Genomic DNA, 18,355 nt, shown 5'->3' on the forward strand with positions numbered 1-18,355 from the left:
AATTTATCATATAAACATTATGAGATATTTCTACAGGGCATTGTATGTAACAGCCATTCTGATCTTTACGGTTAGTTGCAGTAATTCAAAAAGTGTTACAGGCGAAACAGACAATTTGCCTTCAGTCAGCACCACAACCATTTCTATATTCAAACCCACTGTTGATGAGCCAAATGACACATGGCACCTAACCCCTGCCACCGATGAGTTTTATACGGGAACCGGTGTAGAACAGGCTTACACAGAAATTCTCTCAAACAGATCCCCAAAACAAAAAGTGATCGTTGCGATCATCGATTCAGGAACAGATATCGAACATGAGGATCTTGCAGACAAGATCTGGGTCAATGAGGATGAAATTCCAGGGAATAATAAAGATGATGACAATAACGGGTATGTGGATGATATTCACGGGTGGAATTTCATCGGAGGTCCGGACGGTAGTCATGTTGACAAAGATACATATGAAGTGACCCGACTTTATGCTGAGATGAGAGATGAATTTGAAGGCAAAGAACCATCAGATATTCCTTCAGACAAAATGGATGACTATCAGTACTTTCTTGATATTAAAGAAGCCTATCAAACACGGGTCAATCAAAACAGTCAGGAATTACAGCAAATAACTCAGATCAGAATGGCGGTTCAGTTTGCTAAAAACACCCTTGGGATCAACAGTATTGATGATATAACTCAGGACAGTCTGCAACTAACCGGTGATGAAGATCAGCAGACCTTTCAGGCCAAACAGATCATAAGCAGTCTTAAAATGAACGGGGCGAAAGAACGTGATCTTGAAGATCTGGAAGAATACAATCAGCAGCTTAACGATCTGGCTGAATATGGCCTTAACCCTGATTTTGATCCCCGACACATTGTGGGCGATGATTACGACGATTTGAGTGACCGATTTTACGGTAATAATGATGTAAAAGGCCCAAGAAGTGATCACGGTACCCACGTAGCCGGAATTGTGGGAGCGATTCGAAATAATGATCTTGGGGCGCAGGGAATAGCAGATCATATCGAATTGATGATCATCAGAACCGTTCCTGATGGCGATGAAAGAGATAAAGACGTTGCCAACGCTATTCGCTATGCCGCTGAAAATGGAGCCAGGGTGATCAATATGAGTTTTGGTAAAGGTTACTCTCCGGAAAAAGAATATGTGGATGCAGCCATTAAGTTTGCAGATGAACAAGGCGTACTTTTGGTTTCAGGTGCCGGAAATGGCAGTGAGAATGTTGACGAAACTGACTCCTACCCCACCCGATCCTACAATGATGGTGGTCGAGCCACGCACTTTCTAAGCGTTGGTGCTACTTCCTGGAAAACAGACTCTACCTTGGTAGCCGGTTTCAGCAACTATGCCAAAAATACAGTTGACATTTTTGCCCCCGGTGTAGATGTGTATTCTACTTATCCCGAAAATAATTACGAGATGAACAGCGGTACAAGTATGGCAGCTCCGGTTGTATCAGGTATTGCTGCTTTAATGATGGCCTATTATCCTGAACTGACCACCACTCAGATCAAAGACATCCTTTTAACTTCAGTTAGTAAAGTTGATCTGACCGTTTATAAGCCTGGTGACATGAGTCCGGTTTCCTTCTCTGAATTGTCTTCAACCGGAGGTATCATCAATGCCTATACCGCTATTCAAACAGCTGAAGAACTCACCAGGTAACCAAACTCTATGGGTGGATCAGCAAATCATTATGATGCGGTAGTTGTAGGATCCGGTCCAAACGGACTGAGTGCTGCCATTCGTCTCTCTCAGGAAGGCCTGAAAGTCTTGGTTCTTGAGGCAAAGGAGACCATTGGCGGGGGAACGCGCACTATCGAACTGACCGAACCGGGTTTTTTGCATGATGTATGTTCAGCGGTTCACCCCACAGCCGTAGGGTCTCCGTTTTTAAGTACGTTAGAGCTTGATAAGTTTGGACTTGAGTTCATTCAACCCGAGATCGCCTACGCCCATCCTCTTGAAGATGGTGACGCCGCTTTAGCTTTCAGGTCGCTCGAAAAAACAGCCGAAGGTTTAGGAGTTGACAAGGAAGCTTATATCAAGTTATATAATGAGTTTGCAGATGACTGGAGTTACCTGTCACAGGATATCTTTGGGTCCTTACGCATTCCCAAACATCCTCTGCTAATGGCCAAATTTGGGTGGTATGGCATGTTCTCTGCCAAACTTCTGGGAAATTCATTGTTTAAAACCGAAAAGGCGAAAGCGTTGTTTACCGGATGTGCGGCCCACAGTATTGTGCCTTTGACCCGATCATTCACAGCTTCATTTGGACTGGTACTTGGTGCGTCTGCACATGCTGTTGGTTGGCCCGTTGCTAAAGGTGGGTCGGCAAATATCACCAAAGCTATGGCAGGTCTTTTTAGATCACTTGGTGGGGAGATCATTACGAACCATACGGTTTCATCCTTATCCGATATACCTCCAGCAAAAGCCGTACTGTTTGACCTGACCCCACATCAAATTGCTCGAATTTCAGGTAATGAACTCCCAAAAGGATATCTCAACAAGCTCAGAAACTACAAATATGGACCAGGTACTTTTAAAATGGACTGGGCTTTATCTGAACCGGTTCCATGGCTGAATGAGGCTGCAAGGAAAGCTGGCACATTGCATCTTGGAGGTAATTTTCGTCAGATCGCAAAAGCTGAACAGGCCGTTTGGGACGGAGAGCATTCTGAGCATCCATATGTTTTGGTCTCGCAACCCACTGTTTGCGATCCTTCAAGAGCTCCAGAAGGTAAACACACACTGTGGGCATACTGTCATGTTCCAAACGGTTCAGAGAAAGATATGAGCCGGATCATTGAGGATCAGATCGAGCATTATGCCCCGGGGTTCAAAGACACGATCATCAGTAAACATACCATTCATGCCATGGAGATGGAGCAGTATAATTTCAACTACATCGGTGGAGATATTAACGGAGGGGCACAAACGATCACTCAACTTTTTGGGCGACCTGTTTTAAAGTGGGACCCTTACAAAATTCCCTCCGATGGCTTATACATTTGCTCCTCTTCCACACCACCCGGTGGTGGAGTACACGGAATGTCCGGGTATCATGCGGCTCGATCTGTCCTGAAAAATGAGTTTCATATCTCTAAAATTTGAATTGATATAAGCTTATCTTCAGGCATGCTAAAAACGCTGCATACATCGATTCAAAATCTGAGATCTGATACTGACCGCCCTAAGGGCTCCTCCGGTAAATGGACCTATCTGAGTTTGGGTGTCGCTTTACTGATATCCATTCCGATACTAACTGTAGTGGTCTCGGTTTTTACACCGGCGGGAGATGTATGGAGTCACTTAGCTGACACCGTGCTTGATGACTACATCAAAAACTCCCTGTTATTGATCACAGGTGTCTCTGCCGGAGTAATACTGATCGGGGTTTCATCCGCCTGGCTGATCACCATGACCGAATTCCCGGGTAGAAAAGTATTTGAATGGGCATCCATTCTTCCCTTTGCTATTCCGGCTTATCTGCTTGCTTACATCTATACTGATTTTCTGGACATCACCGGGCCGCTTCAGAATATGATCCGAAATGTCTTTGGTCTTGGAATTGACGAATACTGGTTTCCTAATATTCGATCCGTGCAAGGAGCCATTCTCATCATGTCACTGGCGTTTTATCCTTATGTGTACATGTTGGCCAGGTCGTCTTTTCTGGAACAATCCACAACGCTTCTGGAAGCCAGCAGAATCATGGGGTATTCCACCTGGCAAAGTTTCTTTAAAGTGGCTTTGCCCGTAGCCCGACCCGGTATTGCAGCCGGATTGGCACTTGCCCTCATGGAAACCCTGAATGATTTCGGAACGGTACAGTACTTTGGAGTACAGACCTTTACCACAGGGATCTACAGAACCTGGTTCGGATTGGGAGAACGACCTGCAGCAGCTCAGCTGGCAGCTTTTTTACTGGCATTCATAGTAGTTCTAATCATTCTTGAACGATGGTCACGAAACAGGATCAGCAACGAGAAAGCAAATTCCACACGCTTCAAACGACTCAATCGGTTTGAATTAAAAGGCATTCAGTCAGCCCTGGCTTTTATAGTTTGTTTTATTCCTGTATTAGTAGGTTTTGTAGTTCCTGTGATCCTTTTACTGGAAATGTTTTTCTCAAACCTTGAGGTACTCGACTTTAAATTCATTGAGCTTGCATTGAATTCTTTTACTGTTTCAGCCATAACCGGTTTTCTGGCAGTTCTGCTTGCACTGCTTATGGCTTATTCAGCCAGATTAAATCCAAACCGATACGTAAAAATATTCAACCGTATAAGCTCTCTTGGTTATGCGATTCCAGGCTCAGTGATCGCTGTTGGGGTTCTTATCCCCTTTGGTCTTTTTGATAATACCATTGACGGGTTCTTCAGAGAGCAATTTGGCTTTTCAACCGGACTCTTATTGAGCGGAACCATCTTTGCAATGATCTTCGCTTACCTCGTTCGCTTTCTGTCTGTTTCTTACGGAGGGGTTGAAGCTAGTATGGAAAAGATCACGCCTAATATGGATGAAGCTGCACGCGGATTGGGTTACCGGTTTTCTAAGGTTTTGAGAAAGATCCATATTCCCATGATGTCGGGTGGACTGCTTACCGCTGCTCTTCTTGTATTTGTAGATGTGATGAAGGAACTGCCGGCCACCCTCATTGTACGCCCTTTTAACTTCGATACGCTGGCTGTACAGGTATATCGGTATGCATCTGATGAACGGTTAGCAGAATCAGCAGGAGCCGCATTGATGATCGTATTGGTTGGAATTATACCGGTCATCATCATCAGCCGAACCATTGCCCGATCCAGAAAGTCGGAAACCGAGTAACTTCAAAAAGAGTGTATCAGGATTAAAGCAAAGAAAAAGCCCCGATGCATTTCACCGAGGCTTTGATCTTAAATATTATATTACAGGTCTTTTACTTCCAGCCGGCACGATCCATGATACGAATAGCTTCAGGATTGTTGCTTCCCAGAGCCGATACATTTACGGCATCGCTCTTATATTCACCAAACTGTTGAAGTACCGGAGCAACCTCAGCATTGTCGTTGATCGGATACTCGTTGTTTCCACTGATGAAGTATTTTTGAGCTTCAGGGGTTGTCAGGTATTCCAGAAAACGAACCGCATTAGCTTTGTTCGGTGCATTTTTAAGAATTCCGGCTCCACTGATATTAACGTGAGCACCTCTTCCGTCTTCACCCTGATTTGGAAACACAAACTGAACGTTTGAAGCGGCTTCCTGATCAGCTTCATCATCACCTGTTATCATAACCGCCAGATAATAATGGTTAGCTACAGCCACATCACATACACCCGCAGCCACGGCGCGGATCTGATCACGGTCGCCACCCTGTGGCTCGCGAGCCATATTCGCAACCAACCCTTTGGCCCATTCTTCCGTTGCCTCAGCCCCAAGTGTTTCAACCATGGAGGCTACCAATGACTGATTATAAATATTATTGGATGAGCGGATACAAACCCGACCTTCAAACCTTGGGTCAGCAAGATCCTCGTAGGTCAATTCCTCATAATTATCAACAGCATCCGGGTTTACAACAAGTCCTCTTACCCTTTTGGATAGGCCTACCCAAAGTCCCTCAGGATGCCTGAATGAAGAAGGAACACGTTCTTCCAGTGTTTCAGACTCAAAAGGTTGAAGAATCTCTGCTTCCTCGGCTCTCCATAAGCGACCGGCATCCACAGTGATCAGAATATCTGCAGGTGAATTGAGTCCTTCACTTTTTACGCGTTCAATGAGTTCATCGGATCCTCCTTCGATCAGATTCACCTCGATCCCGGTTTCCTGAGTAAACTGATCGTAAAGAGCCTGATCGGTATCATAATGACGGGCTGAATAAACATTTACTTCCTGTTGGCTTGAACAAGAAACAAAGAGCATTGCAACAGCAATGATCGAAAATAGAAAAGATTTCATGGTATACGTTTTAGTTTAGATTACATTCGTTGTTTAGAATGATTCAAAACTAAGGCTTTATTTAGATAGAATCTAAATTAAATTTTGCGGATTTGTAAAACACACCACAGATGCTTTATGATACATGATTTTCCGGATCGAGCCATCTAAGAGTCTTCCATTGGTACATACCGGAATTATGTCCGTCACCCCAGGTAATTTTTATGGCATGATTACCGACCTGCTCAATATTCCGGATCTCTATCCTAGGTGGGTTCTCCTCAAAGAAGGCCTCCGGTTCAAAATCCCCCATACTTCCATGTCCCCCACGGCACATCACGCACGGACAATTCGCTCTTAGCCCATACAAGGGATATCTTGAAACCTTTCCATCATTCCATGTAATTTCCAGAACCTGATCTTTATTACTAACTTCAATACCTGTGGGTGTTACTGTTTCGTCCATCGATCGTTGTATTTAAAATTTTAACCGCACCAAAATTAACCAATGCTCTGGATAGTTGTTTCCACAATTACCGTTTCTTTGATCAGTATTTATGCCGGACATTCCCGCCTTTTACACATCGATCAGGTTACCCTAAGGCGACTATCGATCTCACTCCTACTGGTTTTATTTGTGTTCCTGATCCTTCAATGGATGCACAGGATCGGTTTATTTCCGGAAGCAGCCGCCGGTTTTACGATGGCCAATGTGTACGCTTCATTATTCGGTTTCTTTTTTGGGGCGGCCATACAGCAATTCAATCAAAAAAAGGAAGCCGGAAAGATCCTGTACGTAAATCGATCTTTCTGGACTGATATCCTACCCAATGTAATAGTTCTTGGAGTGATCCTGTTTGGGATTCAACGAACTTCCATACTCTCAGATCTTCCCTTTACCCCCATTCGTATTACATCGGGATTATCCATTATTGCTGTCGGATTATATGGACTTACGATTCGACTGGTCCCCGAGTTCAGGGATAAGGGCCTGATACTGCTTGACCGGATGATCAGCTGGGAGGATTTTATGGCCTACTCCTGGTATTCTGAAGGGGTGATAGAGATCGAATACAAACATAACGGATCCATTAAAAGCTTCAAGACCATGGTTCCAGAAGAAGATGAACTCTTTTTGGAAAAAACCCTCTCTAAAAAGATTGCCGAAAAACTCGAAAATGACGAATTTGAAGAAGTATGATCGAATTACGGAATTTACCGGGATCAATCACCACCTAAGAATTTTTGAATTTATAAAATACCAATATGGCCTCATTTGATATTGTAAATAAAGTAGATACTCAGGAAGTAGATAATGCCATTAATAATACACTGAAAGAGATCAATACCCGGTACGATTTCAGGGGACTTCACACCGAGGTCGAATTTCATAAAAAAGAAAACAGGATCCATTTGGTGGCAGCTGAAAGTATGAAACTGGAAGCGGTAAAAGACATGCTGATCAAGAATTTTATCAAACGAAATATCAGTCCTAAAGTATTGGACTTCAAGGAACCACAGGGAACATCCCAGGGACACCTTAAGATGGACGTCCTGTTAAAGGAAGGCATTGATAAAGAAACCGCTAAAAAGATCACCAAAGAGATAAAGAACATGAAATTGAAAGTTCAGCCTCAAATACAGGACGATCAGGTTCGGGTGACCGGCAAAAAGATCGACGAACTACAGGCTGTGATCAAACACCTGAAAGCAAAAGATATGGGCGTACCTCTTCAATTCGTTAATATGAAGTGAGTGCACTTAAGGTATTCAAGTCAGTTCCACATCAGGATTTAAAATTCCGGTCCCATTCAACCATAATACAACGGTTTCTTACATATGGTATCTCATTTTCAGTGGCTACCTTTTCCGATTCCGGAGATGACACATCCAGCTGGGTCCAGACAACAGGATTTTGCCCCGTCTTCTCTTTTCTGTCCCTGGCATCACGAACTGCATCAGCTGCATATTTTGAATTCCGGAACACGTTGACAATGTCGATCTCTATGTCTTCAGGTACCTCCACAAAGCTGTCGTAAGCTTTTTCACCGTAGATCTCATCGGCTTCAGGATTAATGGGAATCACCCTGTACCCTTTTTCAGACAAGTATTTTGCAGCATAATTACTGGTTCTGAATTCATTTGGAGAGCAACCGATCATCGCGATGGTTTTTGCCTTTTCTAGTAATGCTCTAATGTCTTTGTTATCACTGATCATGGTTATAGGTGTTTACGATCCTCATCTGTCTCGAATATTACGTATATTTGCAAGAACAATATATTCACAATTAAAACAACAGTTATTTTGTCTAAAGTAAAAGACGGTGATACCGTAAAAGTTCACTACACAGGAAAATTAGAAGACGGATCTGTATTTGATACATCAGAATCCAGAGATCCACTTGAAGTTACACTCGGGGAAGGAAAATTGATTCCCGGTTTTGAAAAGGCCGTAGTTGGTTTAGAAGTTGGAGATAAGACTACAGCGACTATTGAATCTGGCGATGCATACGGCGAGCGCAGAGAAGACCTTGAATTGTCTATAGAGCGTACTCAGCTTCCTGAAGACATTGAGCCTGAAGTAGGCATGCAGCTTCAGTTAAATCAGCCAAATGGACAGCCTGTACCGGTTCAGATCACTCAAGTGGAAGAAGAGAACATCACAATTGATGCCAATCACCCACTTGCAGGTAAAAACCTGGTGTTTGATATTGAATTGGTTGAGATCGTAAACTGATCTTCATTTAACTACATTTCATATGGAGTTCTTCTAAAGAGGAACTCCATTTTTTATTTCTGAACCTCACCTAATCCCATGGCCAATTTCGATACCAAAAGTACTATTTCCATTACCTGCCCTAAACGGATCACACCCTATCTTAAACAGGAATTACAAGATCTGGGATTTCCGATCAACAAGGTCAGACATGCAGGAATTGAAACGGAAGGGACCTTAAACGATTGCATGCTTCTGAATCTAAGCCTTAGGACGGCACACCGGGTTCATTACAGACTAAAGGATTGTCGCCCTAAAAATGCAGAGGAACTGTATAGCGAGCTGGTTAAAATTCCGTGGGAAGAATACATCGATAAGCATGGGTATGTCAGTGTAACATCCTTCATTAAGAATAAAACAGTTACCAACACACAGTTTGCGAATTTAAAGGTGAAAGATGCCATTGTGGATAGAATTCGCAAGAAAACAGGAATCAGACCGGATTCAGGTTCCAACCTGAATAAGACCGTTGTGTTTGTATTCTGGAAAAATGACCGGGCACAGATCTATCTTGATACCTCCGGAGAATCCATTTCACGAAGAGGATATCGTACACAAACGAGTGTAGCACCTATGCAGGAAACGCTGGCAGCAGCGTTGATCATGGCCAGCAAATGGGAGCCGGGGCAGCATTTTATTAACCCTATGTGCGGTAGCGGAACAATAGCGATAGAAGCAACGCTTCAGGCTTTAAATAAAGCCCCCGGTTTATTGCGACCTAATTATGGGATCAAACATATCCTTGGGTTTGATGAGGACCGCTGGAATGATCTTCGTTCAGACTTAAACAACAAGACACTCAAATCATTTGACGGCCGGATAATAGCAACCGATCATGATGTAAGGGCCGTAAATGCCACAAGAAAGAATGCCCGGACAGCTGGATTGGATCATCATATTGAAATAAGTAAATGTGAATTCAGTGAAACGGAGATTCCATCCGATAAGACCGGTGTCATCATGCTGAATCCCCCTTACGGAGATCGGATCGGTAATGTGAAAGAACTTGAATCTACCTACGAAGGTATTGGAGATTATTTCAAACAAGAAGCTACCGGATATTGGGGATATGTATTCACAGGAAACTTTGACCTTGCTAAGAAGATCGGACTGAGAACCAATCAAAGAATTGAATTCTATAACTCAACTATCGATGCCCGACTCCTTGAGTACGAGCTTTACTGATCCTTGTTTTTAGCCTCTATCCATTTACTCATATAGCGGGCACTTCCAAGCGTATGGTAATGTAAGATCTCTCCTGTAAAATGATGCCTGCGATGACCTAACAGATTTAATTTGGTCTGAATTAATCGCTTTATAAGTCGTTTACCATGTAGTTCTTTTTGGTACAATCTGTTGATAATATCTGTTCCCAAACATTGTGCCTCATGCCATCTTTTTTCATTGGTATATAATTCAACAGCCTGATCTGCAAGATCTTTCGGATCATCACTGATGGCTCCGGGCCATATTAATTTTCCATGCATAGCTTCAGCTCCTATCGGTGTTGTTACACTTGGCGTACCGCATTGCATAGCCTCTATGAGCTTACCCTTTAGCCCGGCCCCAAACCGCAAAGGTGCCAGTAAAACTCTTGATCCTTCAACCACTTTTTTTGCATCATCTGCCCTACCTTTGATCATGAAACCCTCACTTTCATTGTGCAGCTGCTTGACCTTTTGTGAAGGATATGCCCCATAAATATGAAGTTCAGCATCCGGAAGCCTCTCACGTATCAGGTGCCAGATCTCCTCTTTTAAAAAGAGGACAGCATTCCAGTTTGGCTCGTGCAAGAAGTTGCCAATACTTACAAAGTGTTCTCTTTTACCATATGGTTTCCAATTATTTATCTCATTTTCAGATATGGCATCAAGTAAGAAAGGAACATGAACGATCTTGTCAGAACTGACACCAAAAGTTTCTTTCAGGACTCCCATCTCAAACTCTGAAATGATCAGTGAAATATCACATCTGTGAATGCTGGCCAGCTCCCGCTTGGCCATGTCACTGTACAGATCTTCCTCCCTGAAGTCACGCCCTTCTTTCCAGGCTGTTTGGCGTCCCTCCCGTAAAAAGTGCAGATCTTCGGTATCAAGTATAGTCATCGCTTCGGGTACATTATCTCTTACCCTCCATCCAAATTGCTCTTCAGTCATGAACCGATCAAACATAACCACATTGGGATTCTGCCTTTTTAGGAAAGCATCAAAACTTGAATCATTAAGTTTGATCGACTCTACTTGAACACCGTATGCTTCCAGGTCTGCCGCATATTGACTGTGAGTTGCAGCCGTCACAAAGGTAATATCCCACCCTTCATTTTGAAACAGATCTATGATCTGCATCATCCTGGAACCGGCCGCAGATGACCCGGGTTCCGGCCATACTTTCCCTATAATTAGTACCTTAGTGGGCATGATCTATATCTAATAAATGAATTATATATTCGCTTTTAATGATTGGTGTTCAATGAATTATGACAGAAACCACTCCCATTGTTATAACTTTCTTGCTATCATAAGTCCGTCACGTATCGGAAGGAGTACCTGCTCAACCCTTTTATCTTCAGCTACTTTTTTATTGAATGCATGAAGTGCTTCAGCTTTGTGGTCATTCGGCTCTAAAACTGTTCCGTTCCAAAGCACATTATCGGTAATGATCAAACCTCCATTTTTTAGCTTATTGATCGATTCTTCAAAATAGAATTCATACCTCAACTTATCTGCATCTATGAAGATCAGATCGAAGATCCCTTCAATCTCCGGAAGAATATCCTGCGCGTTTCCTTTGATCAGTTCGATCACACCATGTTTATCATATTTTTTAAAATGTGTCTCAGCCAATTCCTGATACCTGATATTCATTTCAATGGTTTTGATCTGACCCCTACCCTCTAAAGCCTCCGCCATCATTAGGGCTGAATACCCGGTAAAGGTACCGACCTCTAAAATTCTTTGAGCCCCGCTTATTGAGATGAGCAACTTTAATAGCATACCGACCATATTTCCGCTTAACATGTCTATATACTCGAGTTCTTCATCAGATGAAGCTACCACCTCTTTTACCTCTTTGGACTCTTCAGAAGTGAAATTTAGAGCATACTCCTCAATTTGCGGGTCGGTTATCTGAACGCTGTGCTTTTTTCTATGCTTCTTCATGATTGAAAGATAAGGTGCAAGCCCCTATTATAACCAAAAAAGATTGCTTTGAATTTTATTCCCGCCAATGAATCTGCCTTTTATATTCGGTTTTTCAGCATCTACACCAAATGGAAACTGAGAAGAAGCTTTGATCAGTTGTGGATCAAACAAGAATACCAACCATCTTCTGATTCGAGAACTGTGTATTATCTCAATCATAACTCCTGGTGGGATGGACTGATCCCCCTCTATTTGAATGAAAATCTATTCCATCAAAAGGCCCGCGCCATTATGGAAATGAAACAAATGAGAGAGCACTCATTCTTCAACAAGATAGGTGCCTTCTCCATTGATCTCGATAACCCCAGATCATCATTGACCTCTCTTCGTTATGCCCTCAAGTCCATGGAAAGAGAAAGATCCTGTCTCTTCATTTATCCCGAGGGTAAGATCACACCGGTGTCTGAAGGTGAGCCCAAATTCAAAAACGGACTAAGCTGGCTTTATAAGAGATCAGATAAAATTGACTTCGTACCTATAGGTATTTACATGCATTCCTTCAGATCCCCCAAACCTGAACTTTATATATCAATAGGAAATTCAGTTGTTCCTGATAAAGAATTGGGCATTAAAGAATTAACTAAATTATTTCAGCGAAAATTGCATGATAATTTAACCGATATTAGAAGCGTAGCCGGGTATTCTGATTCAGGCTTCACTCCTCAATTTTAGCCTAAATAATTTAGGTTACCACGTCCACGGGTACATAAGGGGCGATTTTTGCACCCAATGTGTTGCATCTTCAGCATAATTCAACCTCATATGCACCAAAGGCCAGAATATCTTCTTATATATATAATCAGGATATATATACTCTGAAATTCCTTGGGCTGCATATACTTGTCCTCTATAGTTGATTACTGAATTACCTATGAAACGCTGATAAAAAGGCCCGTCATCAATCTTATCCTTTAAGTTAATATTTACAGTAACATGTGGTTTTTTTAAGTCAATTTTACGGGCAGATCTTAGCCCAAACACATTTGATGACTTGTAGCTTAGTTCAGCCTCACCAAAGTGCTCTAACACTGTTCGATTTTCTCTATCGATCAGCCAAGCTTCAAATTGCTTGTCATCATGCTTTTCCATCAGGTAATAAATGAGTGTGAAATCTTTGAAGTGGTATCTTCCCCAATACCAGTCTTTAAAGCTTTCCTTCATCGGCTCATATCCGATGTTGTGATCATGATACCCGAGTCCTTCAGTTTCAATTACCTCCTCCCCATTCTTCCCTTTCATATTGAGATCTGCCTTGAACTCAAGTGCCGGGAGCACCAGATTCCACAAATGTTTGTCTTTACTTTCTGAACTTAGAAGCGTTGAATCCGTAACTGGTCCTTTTCCTGTTATTGAACCTTTCAATTCATAACCGGATGGCAGCTGCTGATCCAGGTAAAGTTCGTAGGAGAATTCATTGTTTTTCAGATCATACCGAAAAGAATTATTCTCAACCTTAAGCGAGAGTTGGTCAGCATCCCAGTGAAAAGCATTTTCTTTAAACTCGAGGAAACTATAATACACCGGCTTGCTGTTGCGGTACACCGAAACACTGATAGCAGGATGAGCACCGGTTTGAAGCGGATCAGACTCCAGCTTCTTTATCTTTTTGGTTGAAAATGGATTTTCATGATAAAAGATGATCACAAAGGAGAATTCACCATCATGACTGATTCCATCAAAATACCACCATTCATATCCTTCCGGTGGCTTGTTATAATCCGGAGAAACTTGATCCAGGTCAGTTGTTATATTCATAAAAGTAATTTTTAAGTCAGAGACTCAATTTAAGATTCTGACACCTATATTCATCTATGGACATTTTACTCATTGTTGCAGTATCCTACTTGCTTTATACCGTTGCTGTATTTGTACGCAACTTATTTGAATTTCGTTCTCTCAATGAATGTAATAAGTCTTTGGAGGATGAACCTTTTGTAAGTGTTTGCATACCTGCCAGAAATGAGGAAAATGTTATTGAACGTTGTGTTCGGTCAGTTCTAAACCAAAATTATACAAACTTTGAGGTCATTGTTCTTGATGATAACTCCACAGATGCAACTCCTGATCTTTTAAGTACGCTCGGTTCTAAAAACAAAGCACTAAGAGTGATCAATGGTGAGCCTAAGCCCGATGACTGGCTGGGCAAACCCTGGGCCTGCCAACAGTTGGGTAATGCCTCCAGGGGTGAAATCATCCTTTTTATCGATGCCGATGTCTGGCTGGAACCGAGTGCAGTATTTAAGGCTGCTCAAGCCTTGAAGAGGTCAGATGTCATAACCGTATGGCCCAAACAAGAGATCAAAACCTTCTGGGAAAAGCTCATCATCCCGATGATCTATTATGGATTATACAGCTTGTTACCTGCCAAGTACGTGGAGGAAAACCCAAAATGGGTACCAAAGCCCTTTCGAAAACAAGCCGGCGTTCAATTTGCGGCAGCCTGTGGACAGTTTATTGGTTTTAACAGACAGGCTTATAAAAAGATCGGGGGACATTCATCCGTAAAACAACAGATCGTGGAAGACGTAGAGCTCGCTAAGGTTGTTAAACGAAACGACCTCAGAATTACTATGTTTGATGGCATTGATACCGTTAACTGCAGAATGTATACATCGCACCACGAGATATTTGAAGGGCTTCGTAAAAACTTTTTTGTGGGTTTTGGTAGAAACATTGTGCTTTTCCTATTCATGGCAATCATGCAGTTCATCGTGTATATAGCACCGGTATATATTTTAGCTTTTGGAGAACCCCATCAACAACTTACTGCAGCTGCCCTTTTAGGACTGATATTATTACAACGCTGGGTGCTGGACCTGAAATTTGGCTGGAATCCTTTGATGAGCATTTTGCAACCCCTTACCATTCTTTGGTTCGAGGTCCTGGGGATACGTTGCCTCTGGGATCATTACACCGGTAAAAAAGCAACATGGAAAGGCCGTGAAGTTTAGATCTAAATTCATCTCCCCTTCACGAAGTATTGTTTTCTTTTTTGCAGATACATAGACATATTCAGGCATATGAAAGCATTGATCGAGAAATACCTGAAATATCTTTCCGTAGAACGAAATGCTTCTGAACATACCATAGTTTCTTATCAAAACGACCTGAGTTCTTTTCTGAATTTTACCGCTGAGGTTGAAGAAATCGATCCTGAGAATGTGGATGTGTCCTCCATCACCCGGTTATCTATAAGACTATGGTTAGGTGAGCTTTCAGAACAAGGCATGGCTAAATCGACCATAGCCCGCAAGGTGGCCGCAATTCGCTCATTTTTCAAATATTGCTTTAAACGCGGGCACATAGAAAAAAATCCGGCTCATTTGCTGGTGGTTCCCAAGAAAGATAAAAGCTTACCCAAAACAGCTACCGTTGAAGATATTGAACGTATGATGGAAGCCGTTAATACAGAAACCACGCGAGGTCTTCAAAATCGCGCCATACTCGAATTATTTTACAGTACCGGAATGCGCCTCAGTGAATTGACCGGCTTGAACCTAAGTGATATCGATCTTAAACAAAATCAGGTAACTGTGAAAGGAAAGGGCAATAAACAGCGCATTATCCCATTAGGTAACACAGTATCCGGAATCTTAAAGGAGTTCATTAACAAAAGGCCTGAACTTTATGGTGACAGAACGGATTCAGATGCTAAAAAAGCCTTGTTCATTGCTGCAAGCGGCCAGCGCATATACGACAGAGCGGTCGGGTTGATCGTGGAAAAATATTTTAAATTAACCAGTGAGGTCACACAGAAAAGCCCGCACGTATTGCGACATAGTTTTGCAACTCATATGTTAGACAATGGTGCAGACATTAGGATCATAAAAGAATTTCTTGGGCATGCGAATCTTGCGGCTACGCAGGTTTACACTCATACCAGCATTGACAGGCTCAAAAACGTGTATGAGCAAGCCCATCCAAGAGCTAAAACCTAAAATAATCTCAATTATTACTTAATTAAGGAGTAGAATAATGAAAACTACATTCACAGCACGCCATTTTGAAGCCAGCGCGGACCTGCAACAATACTGCATCGACAGTGTCGATAAATTAGACCAATTCTACGACCGTATCGTAATGTGCGATATTATTTTACAACCTACTCCTTCTGATGAAAATCCGAATCAGGCTGAATTGATCATCAAAGTTCCACGCAAAGTCTTGACGGTGAAAGAAAGTGGAAAATCTTACGAACAAGCCATACATAATGCTATTGAAACAGCTTCACGTCAGCTGAAAAAGTACAAAGACAAAATGCACGCTAACCAATAATAATTAAGCAAATATGCCTTTTAAACCGCATGACCCGATCCCCCGAAAGGATAAGATTTCGGTTGACTACCTGGTTGATAAGCTCAAAGAGCGAGTCAACATCAAGATAGAATCTTGTGCTGCTGAGAATTGCAGTACAGATAAATTCATTACTGAAGCGGACCTTCACCGGCCGGGATTGGCTCTTGCGGGTTATATTGACCTGTTTACCTATCAAAGAATTCAGATCGTTGGCAACACGGAAACTCAGTTTCTAAGCCATATGGGAGATGATAAACAGTTAGAATCTTTCCGAAATCTGACACAATTTGATATTCCGGTCATTTTTCTGACCGATGGAAATGAATTACCGGAACCCTTACTGGAGGAAGCCAGAAAAGCAGGGATACCCGTCTTCTCCACTCCCCTTGAAACCACGCGCTTCATGTATCTTTTGCGGGATTTCATGGAAGATCAATTTGCCGTTCAAACCATGGTTCATGGTTCAATGATGGACGTTTATGGGATTGGAATACTCGTTGCCGGTCGATCCGGGATCGGGAAAAGTGAAGTCGCTCTCGACCTTGTGGAACGTGGCCACCGGCTGGTTGCCGATGATGTGGTCATGCTGACAAAGAAAAACAATGTCTTGATGTCCTCTGCCACAGAGATGAGCAAGCACTTCATGGAGATCAGGGGACTCGGTATCGTGGATGTGATGTCCATGTTCGGTATCCGTTCAATCCGGTATCAAAAACGCCTGGAAGTTGTACTTGAATTAACCCTATGGGATGAAGCACAGGAAGTAGAACGAACCGGTTTGAACCACGATTCAGTGAATATCCTGGATCTTGATATCCCATTGATCCATTTACCGATCACTCCGGGGAAAAATATTACCGTAATTGCAGAAGTCATCGCCATGAACTACCTGCTCAAACATTACGGCTATGATCCGGCAAAAGCCTTTCAGGAGCGCATTAAAACTAGTATTGGTGATAAAGCCAAAGGCGGAGATATGACTCCAAAACGAGCCATTGAATATTTTGAGGGAGATATTGAATAAATATAGTGTAACATTAGAGTTAGTTACTACTCTTTGATAAGGGCCATGAGGTCTGTATCTTTAGCACGTTTTGTAACAAGGATAATACATGTCTTTAAAAAATCATTATTACTACGACGAAACCAAGTGTGAGTTTGTACCAATTACGTACAAACGGACTGAACAGGTCATCTATAATCTCTCGATCTGGATCCTGTCCGGGGTCATACTTACCGGTATAGGGATCATTCTACTTTCCAATTATGTGGGCACCCCGGCTGAATTAGCTCTCAAAGCAGAAAATGAAGCCCTTTACGAACAGCTGGAATCAACCCGCTCCTCCATTGTTGAATTAGATACCAAGCTAACGGAGATCGCCCAAAAGGATAACGAAATGTATCGCTCTGTACTTGGTATGGATAAGATCTCATATGAAGAGCGTCAGGCCGGTATTGGTGGCTCTGACCCCTACGAAGATTTTGACGTATTCTCTGAATCCACCTCAGAACTTTTGAAATGGACCGCATCCAAAGTTGACAATATTGAGAGACGTATTGGAATTCAGCAGCTGAGTTTTGAGCAGATCAAGAATCAGTACAATGTGAATAAAGAGAAAATGAGCAACATTCCGGCGATAAAACCTACTACCGGAATTCTATTAAGTGGATTCGGTATGAGAAACCACCCAATTCTTGGTTATCCCCGTCCACACAACGGATTGGATTTCAGAGCTGACGTGGGCGATCCGGTTCTAACCACCGGAGACGGCAAGATCCGATTTGCCGGCAAAAAGAGCACTCTTGGTAATGTAGTGATCGTAGATCATGGCTTTGGGTTTGAAACACTCTATGCTCACCTATCCGGTTTTGCGGAAGGCATTCGTTCAGGTGTTGAGGTTAAGCGAGGACAACAGATCGCTATGGCCGGAGATTCAGGTCTTTCTGAGGGGCCCCACCTTCACTATGAAGTTCATTACAATAAGCGTCCGGTTGACCCTATTTACTATCTGTTTGCTGATACTTCCCCTGAGGAATATGCCATGTTCAAAGAGATCGCCGAGACGAATCAGAACTCGATGGACTAATTCAGTTTTTACTTACAAGGTAATTCAAACCCGGTCTTTTCAGGT

At 42.5% G+C, this 18,355-nt stretch carries 19 protein-coding genes; 13 read left to right on the forward strand and 6 right to left on the reverse strand.

The genetic code is table 11. From position 1 onward, the window contains the following. Positions 1-19 precede the first annotated feature (19 nt). The 3 genes from C3B73_RS06630 to C3B73_RS06640 are packed head-to-tail and all read left to right on the forward strand — an operon-like array spanning position 20 to position 4,861. Entirely contained in the window at positions 20-1,687 is a 1,668-nt protein-coding gene (locus tag C3B73_RS06630) for a S8 family peptidase (RefSeq protein WP_103664812.1), read from the forward strand. A 9-nt stretch (positions 1,688-1,696) separates the two neighbouring features. Continuing rightward, complete coding sequence (locus C3B73_RS06635; protein WP_103664813.1) at positions 1,697-3,142, forward strand: phytoene desaturase family protein; 1,446 nt, start codon at positions 1,697-1,699, stop codon at positions 3,140-3,142. Between the two features lie 24 nt (positions 3,143-3,166). After that, positions 3,167-4,861, forward strand: coding sequence for an ABC transporter permease (locus C3B73_RS06640; protein WP_103664814.1), 1,695 nt, complete (start codon positions 3,167-3,169; stop codon positions 4,859-4,861). Positions 4,862-4,952: 91 nt separating this feature from the next. On the opposite strand, the gene C3B73_RS06645 is transcribed toward C3B73_RS06640, so the two are convergent. Further along, positions 4,953-5,972, reverse strand: a complete 1,020-nt coding sequence (locus tag C3B73_RS06645; protein ID WP_103664815.1) for a Fe(3+) ABC transporter substrate-binding protein — start codon at positions 5,970-5,972, stop codon at positions 4,953-4,955. Positions 5,973-6,087: 115 nt separating this feature from the next. Next, entirely contained in the window at positions 6,088-6,417 is a 330-nt protein-coding gene (locus C3B73_RS06650; protein WP_103664816.1) for a gamma-butyrobetaine hydroxylase-like domain-containing protein, read from the reverse strand. A gap of 42 nt (positions 6,418-6,459) precedes the next feature. On the opposite strand from C3B73_RS06650, the gene C3B73_RS06655 reads away from it, so the two are divergent. Together C3B73_RS06655 and C3B73_RS06660 are read left to right on the forward strand one after the other, a co-directional pair. After that, positions 6,460-7,152, forward strand: coding sequence for a hypothetical protein (locus tag C3B73_RS06655; RefSeq protein WP_103664817.1), 693 nt, complete (start codon positions 6,460-6,462; stop codon positions 7,150-7,152). A gap of 65 nt (positions 7,153-7,217) precedes the next feature. Then, a complete protein-coding gene (locus C3B73_RS06660; protein WP_103664818.1) occupies positions 7,218-7,706 on the forward strand; it encodes a YajQ family cyclic di-GMP-binding protein in 489 nt (162 codons plus the stop codon). Positions 7,707-7,737: 31 nt separating this feature from the next. On the opposite strand, the gene C3B73_RS06665 is transcribed toward C3B73_RS06660, so the two are convergent. Next, the gene (locus C3B73_RS06665) at positions 7,738-8,169 is read right to left on the reverse strand and encodes a CoA-binding protein (protein ID WP_103664819.1); all 432 of its coding nucleotides are present in this window, start codon (positions 8,167-8,169) and stop codon (positions 7,738-7,740) included. An 87-nt stretch (positions 8,170-8,256) separates the two neighbouring features. Between C3B73_RS06665 and C3B73_RS06670 the strand changes: the two genes are divergently transcribed. Together C3B73_RS06670 and C3B73_RS06675 are read left to right on the forward strand one after the other, a co-directional pair. Then, positions 8,257-8,688, forward strand: a complete 432-nt coding sequence (locus tag C3B73_RS06670) for an FKBP-type peptidyl-prolyl cis-trans isomerase (protein ID WP_103664820.1) — start codon at positions 8,257-8,259, stop codon at positions 8,686-8,688. Positions 8,689-8,766: 78 nt separating this feature from the next. Further along, entirely contained in the window at positions 8,767-9,912 is a 1,146-nt protein-coding gene (locus C3B73_RS06675; protein WP_103664821.1) for a THUMP domain-containing class I SAM-dependent RNA methyltransferase, read from the forward strand. Here the strand turns inward: C3B73_RS06675 and C3B73_RS06680 are convergent. Further along, positions 9,906-11,144, reverse strand: coding sequence for a glycosyltransferase (locus tag C3B73_RS06680; RefSeq protein ID WP_103664822.1), 1,239 nt, complete (start codon positions 11,142-11,144; stop codon positions 9,906-9,908). The two genes, C3B73_RS06675 and C3B73_RS06680, sit on opposite strands and share 7 nt — an antisense overlap. 81 nt (positions 11,145-11,225) lie before the next feature. Continuing rightward, entirely contained in the window at positions 11,226-11,885 is a 660-nt protein-coding gene (locus tag C3B73_RS06685) for an O-methyltransferase (protein WP_103664823.1), read from the reverse strand. 48 nt (positions 11,886-11,933) lie between these two features. Between C3B73_RS06685 and C3B73_RS06690 the strand changes: the two genes are divergently transcribed. Then, a complete protein-coding gene (locus tag C3B73_RS06690; protein ID WP_232803051.1) occupies positions 11,934-12,599 on the forward strand; it encodes a lysophospholipid acyltransferase family protein in 666 nt (221 codons plus the stop codon). Between the two features lie 15 nt (positions 12,600-12,614). Here the strand turns inward: C3B73_RS06690 and C3B73_RS06695 are convergent, their stop codons facing one another. Next, a complete protein-coding gene (locus C3B73_RS06695; protein ID WP_103664824.1) occupies positions 12,615-13,682 on the reverse strand; it encodes a hypothetical protein in 1,068 nt (355 codons plus the stop codon). Positions 13,683-13,738: 56 nt separating this feature from the next. Here C3B73_RS06695 and C3B73_RS06700 point away from each other — a divergent pair, with 56 nt between their 5' ends. The 5 genes from C3B73_RS06700 to C3B73_RS06720 all read left to right on the forward strand — a co-directional run bounded on the left by C3B73_RS06700 (position 13,739) and on the right by C3B73_RS06720 (position 18,310). Then, on the forward strand, positions 13,739-14,878 hold the full coding sequence (locus C3B73_RS06700) for a glycosyltransferase (RefSeq protein WP_103664825.1): 1,140 nt from the start codon (positions 13,739-13,741) through the stop codon (positions 14,876-14,878). 69 nt (positions 14,879-14,947) lie between these two features. Continuing rightward, positions 14,948-15,865 (forward strand): tyrosine recombinase XerC, encoded by a 918-nt coding sequence (locus C3B73_RS06705; protein ID WP_103664826.1) that lies wholly within the window; start codon positions 14,948-14,950, stop codon positions 15,863-15,865. Between the two features lie 37 nt (positions 15,866-15,902). Continuing rightward, positions 15,903-16,202, forward strand: a complete 300-nt coding sequence (gene hpf / locus C3B73_RS06710; RefSeq protein ID WP_103664827.1) for a ribosome hibernation-promoting factor, HPF/YfiA family — start codon at positions 15,903-15,905, stop codon at positions 16,200-16,202. 13 nt (positions 16,203-16,215) lie between these two features. Further along, a complete protein-coding gene (gene hprK, locus C3B73_RS06715) occupies positions 16,216-17,247 on the forward strand; it encodes an HPr(Ser) kinase/phosphatase (protein ID WP_103664828.1) in 1,032 nt (343 codons plus the stop codon). Positions 17,248-17,335: 88 nt separating this feature from the next. Continuing rightward, on the forward strand, positions 17,336-18,310 hold the full coding sequence (locus C3B73_RS06720) for a M23 family metallopeptidase (RefSeq protein WP_103664829.1): 975 nt from the start codon (positions 17,336-17,338) through the stop codon (positions 18,308-18,310). Positions 18,311-18,355: the final 45 nt, after the last annotated feature.

It is taken from the genome of Gracilimonas amylolytica (assembly GCF_002911695.1).
In the GTDB taxonomy this organism is placed as follows: Bacteria; Bacteroidota; Rhodothermia; order Balneolales; family Balneolaceae; genus Gracilimonas; species Gracilimonas amylolytica.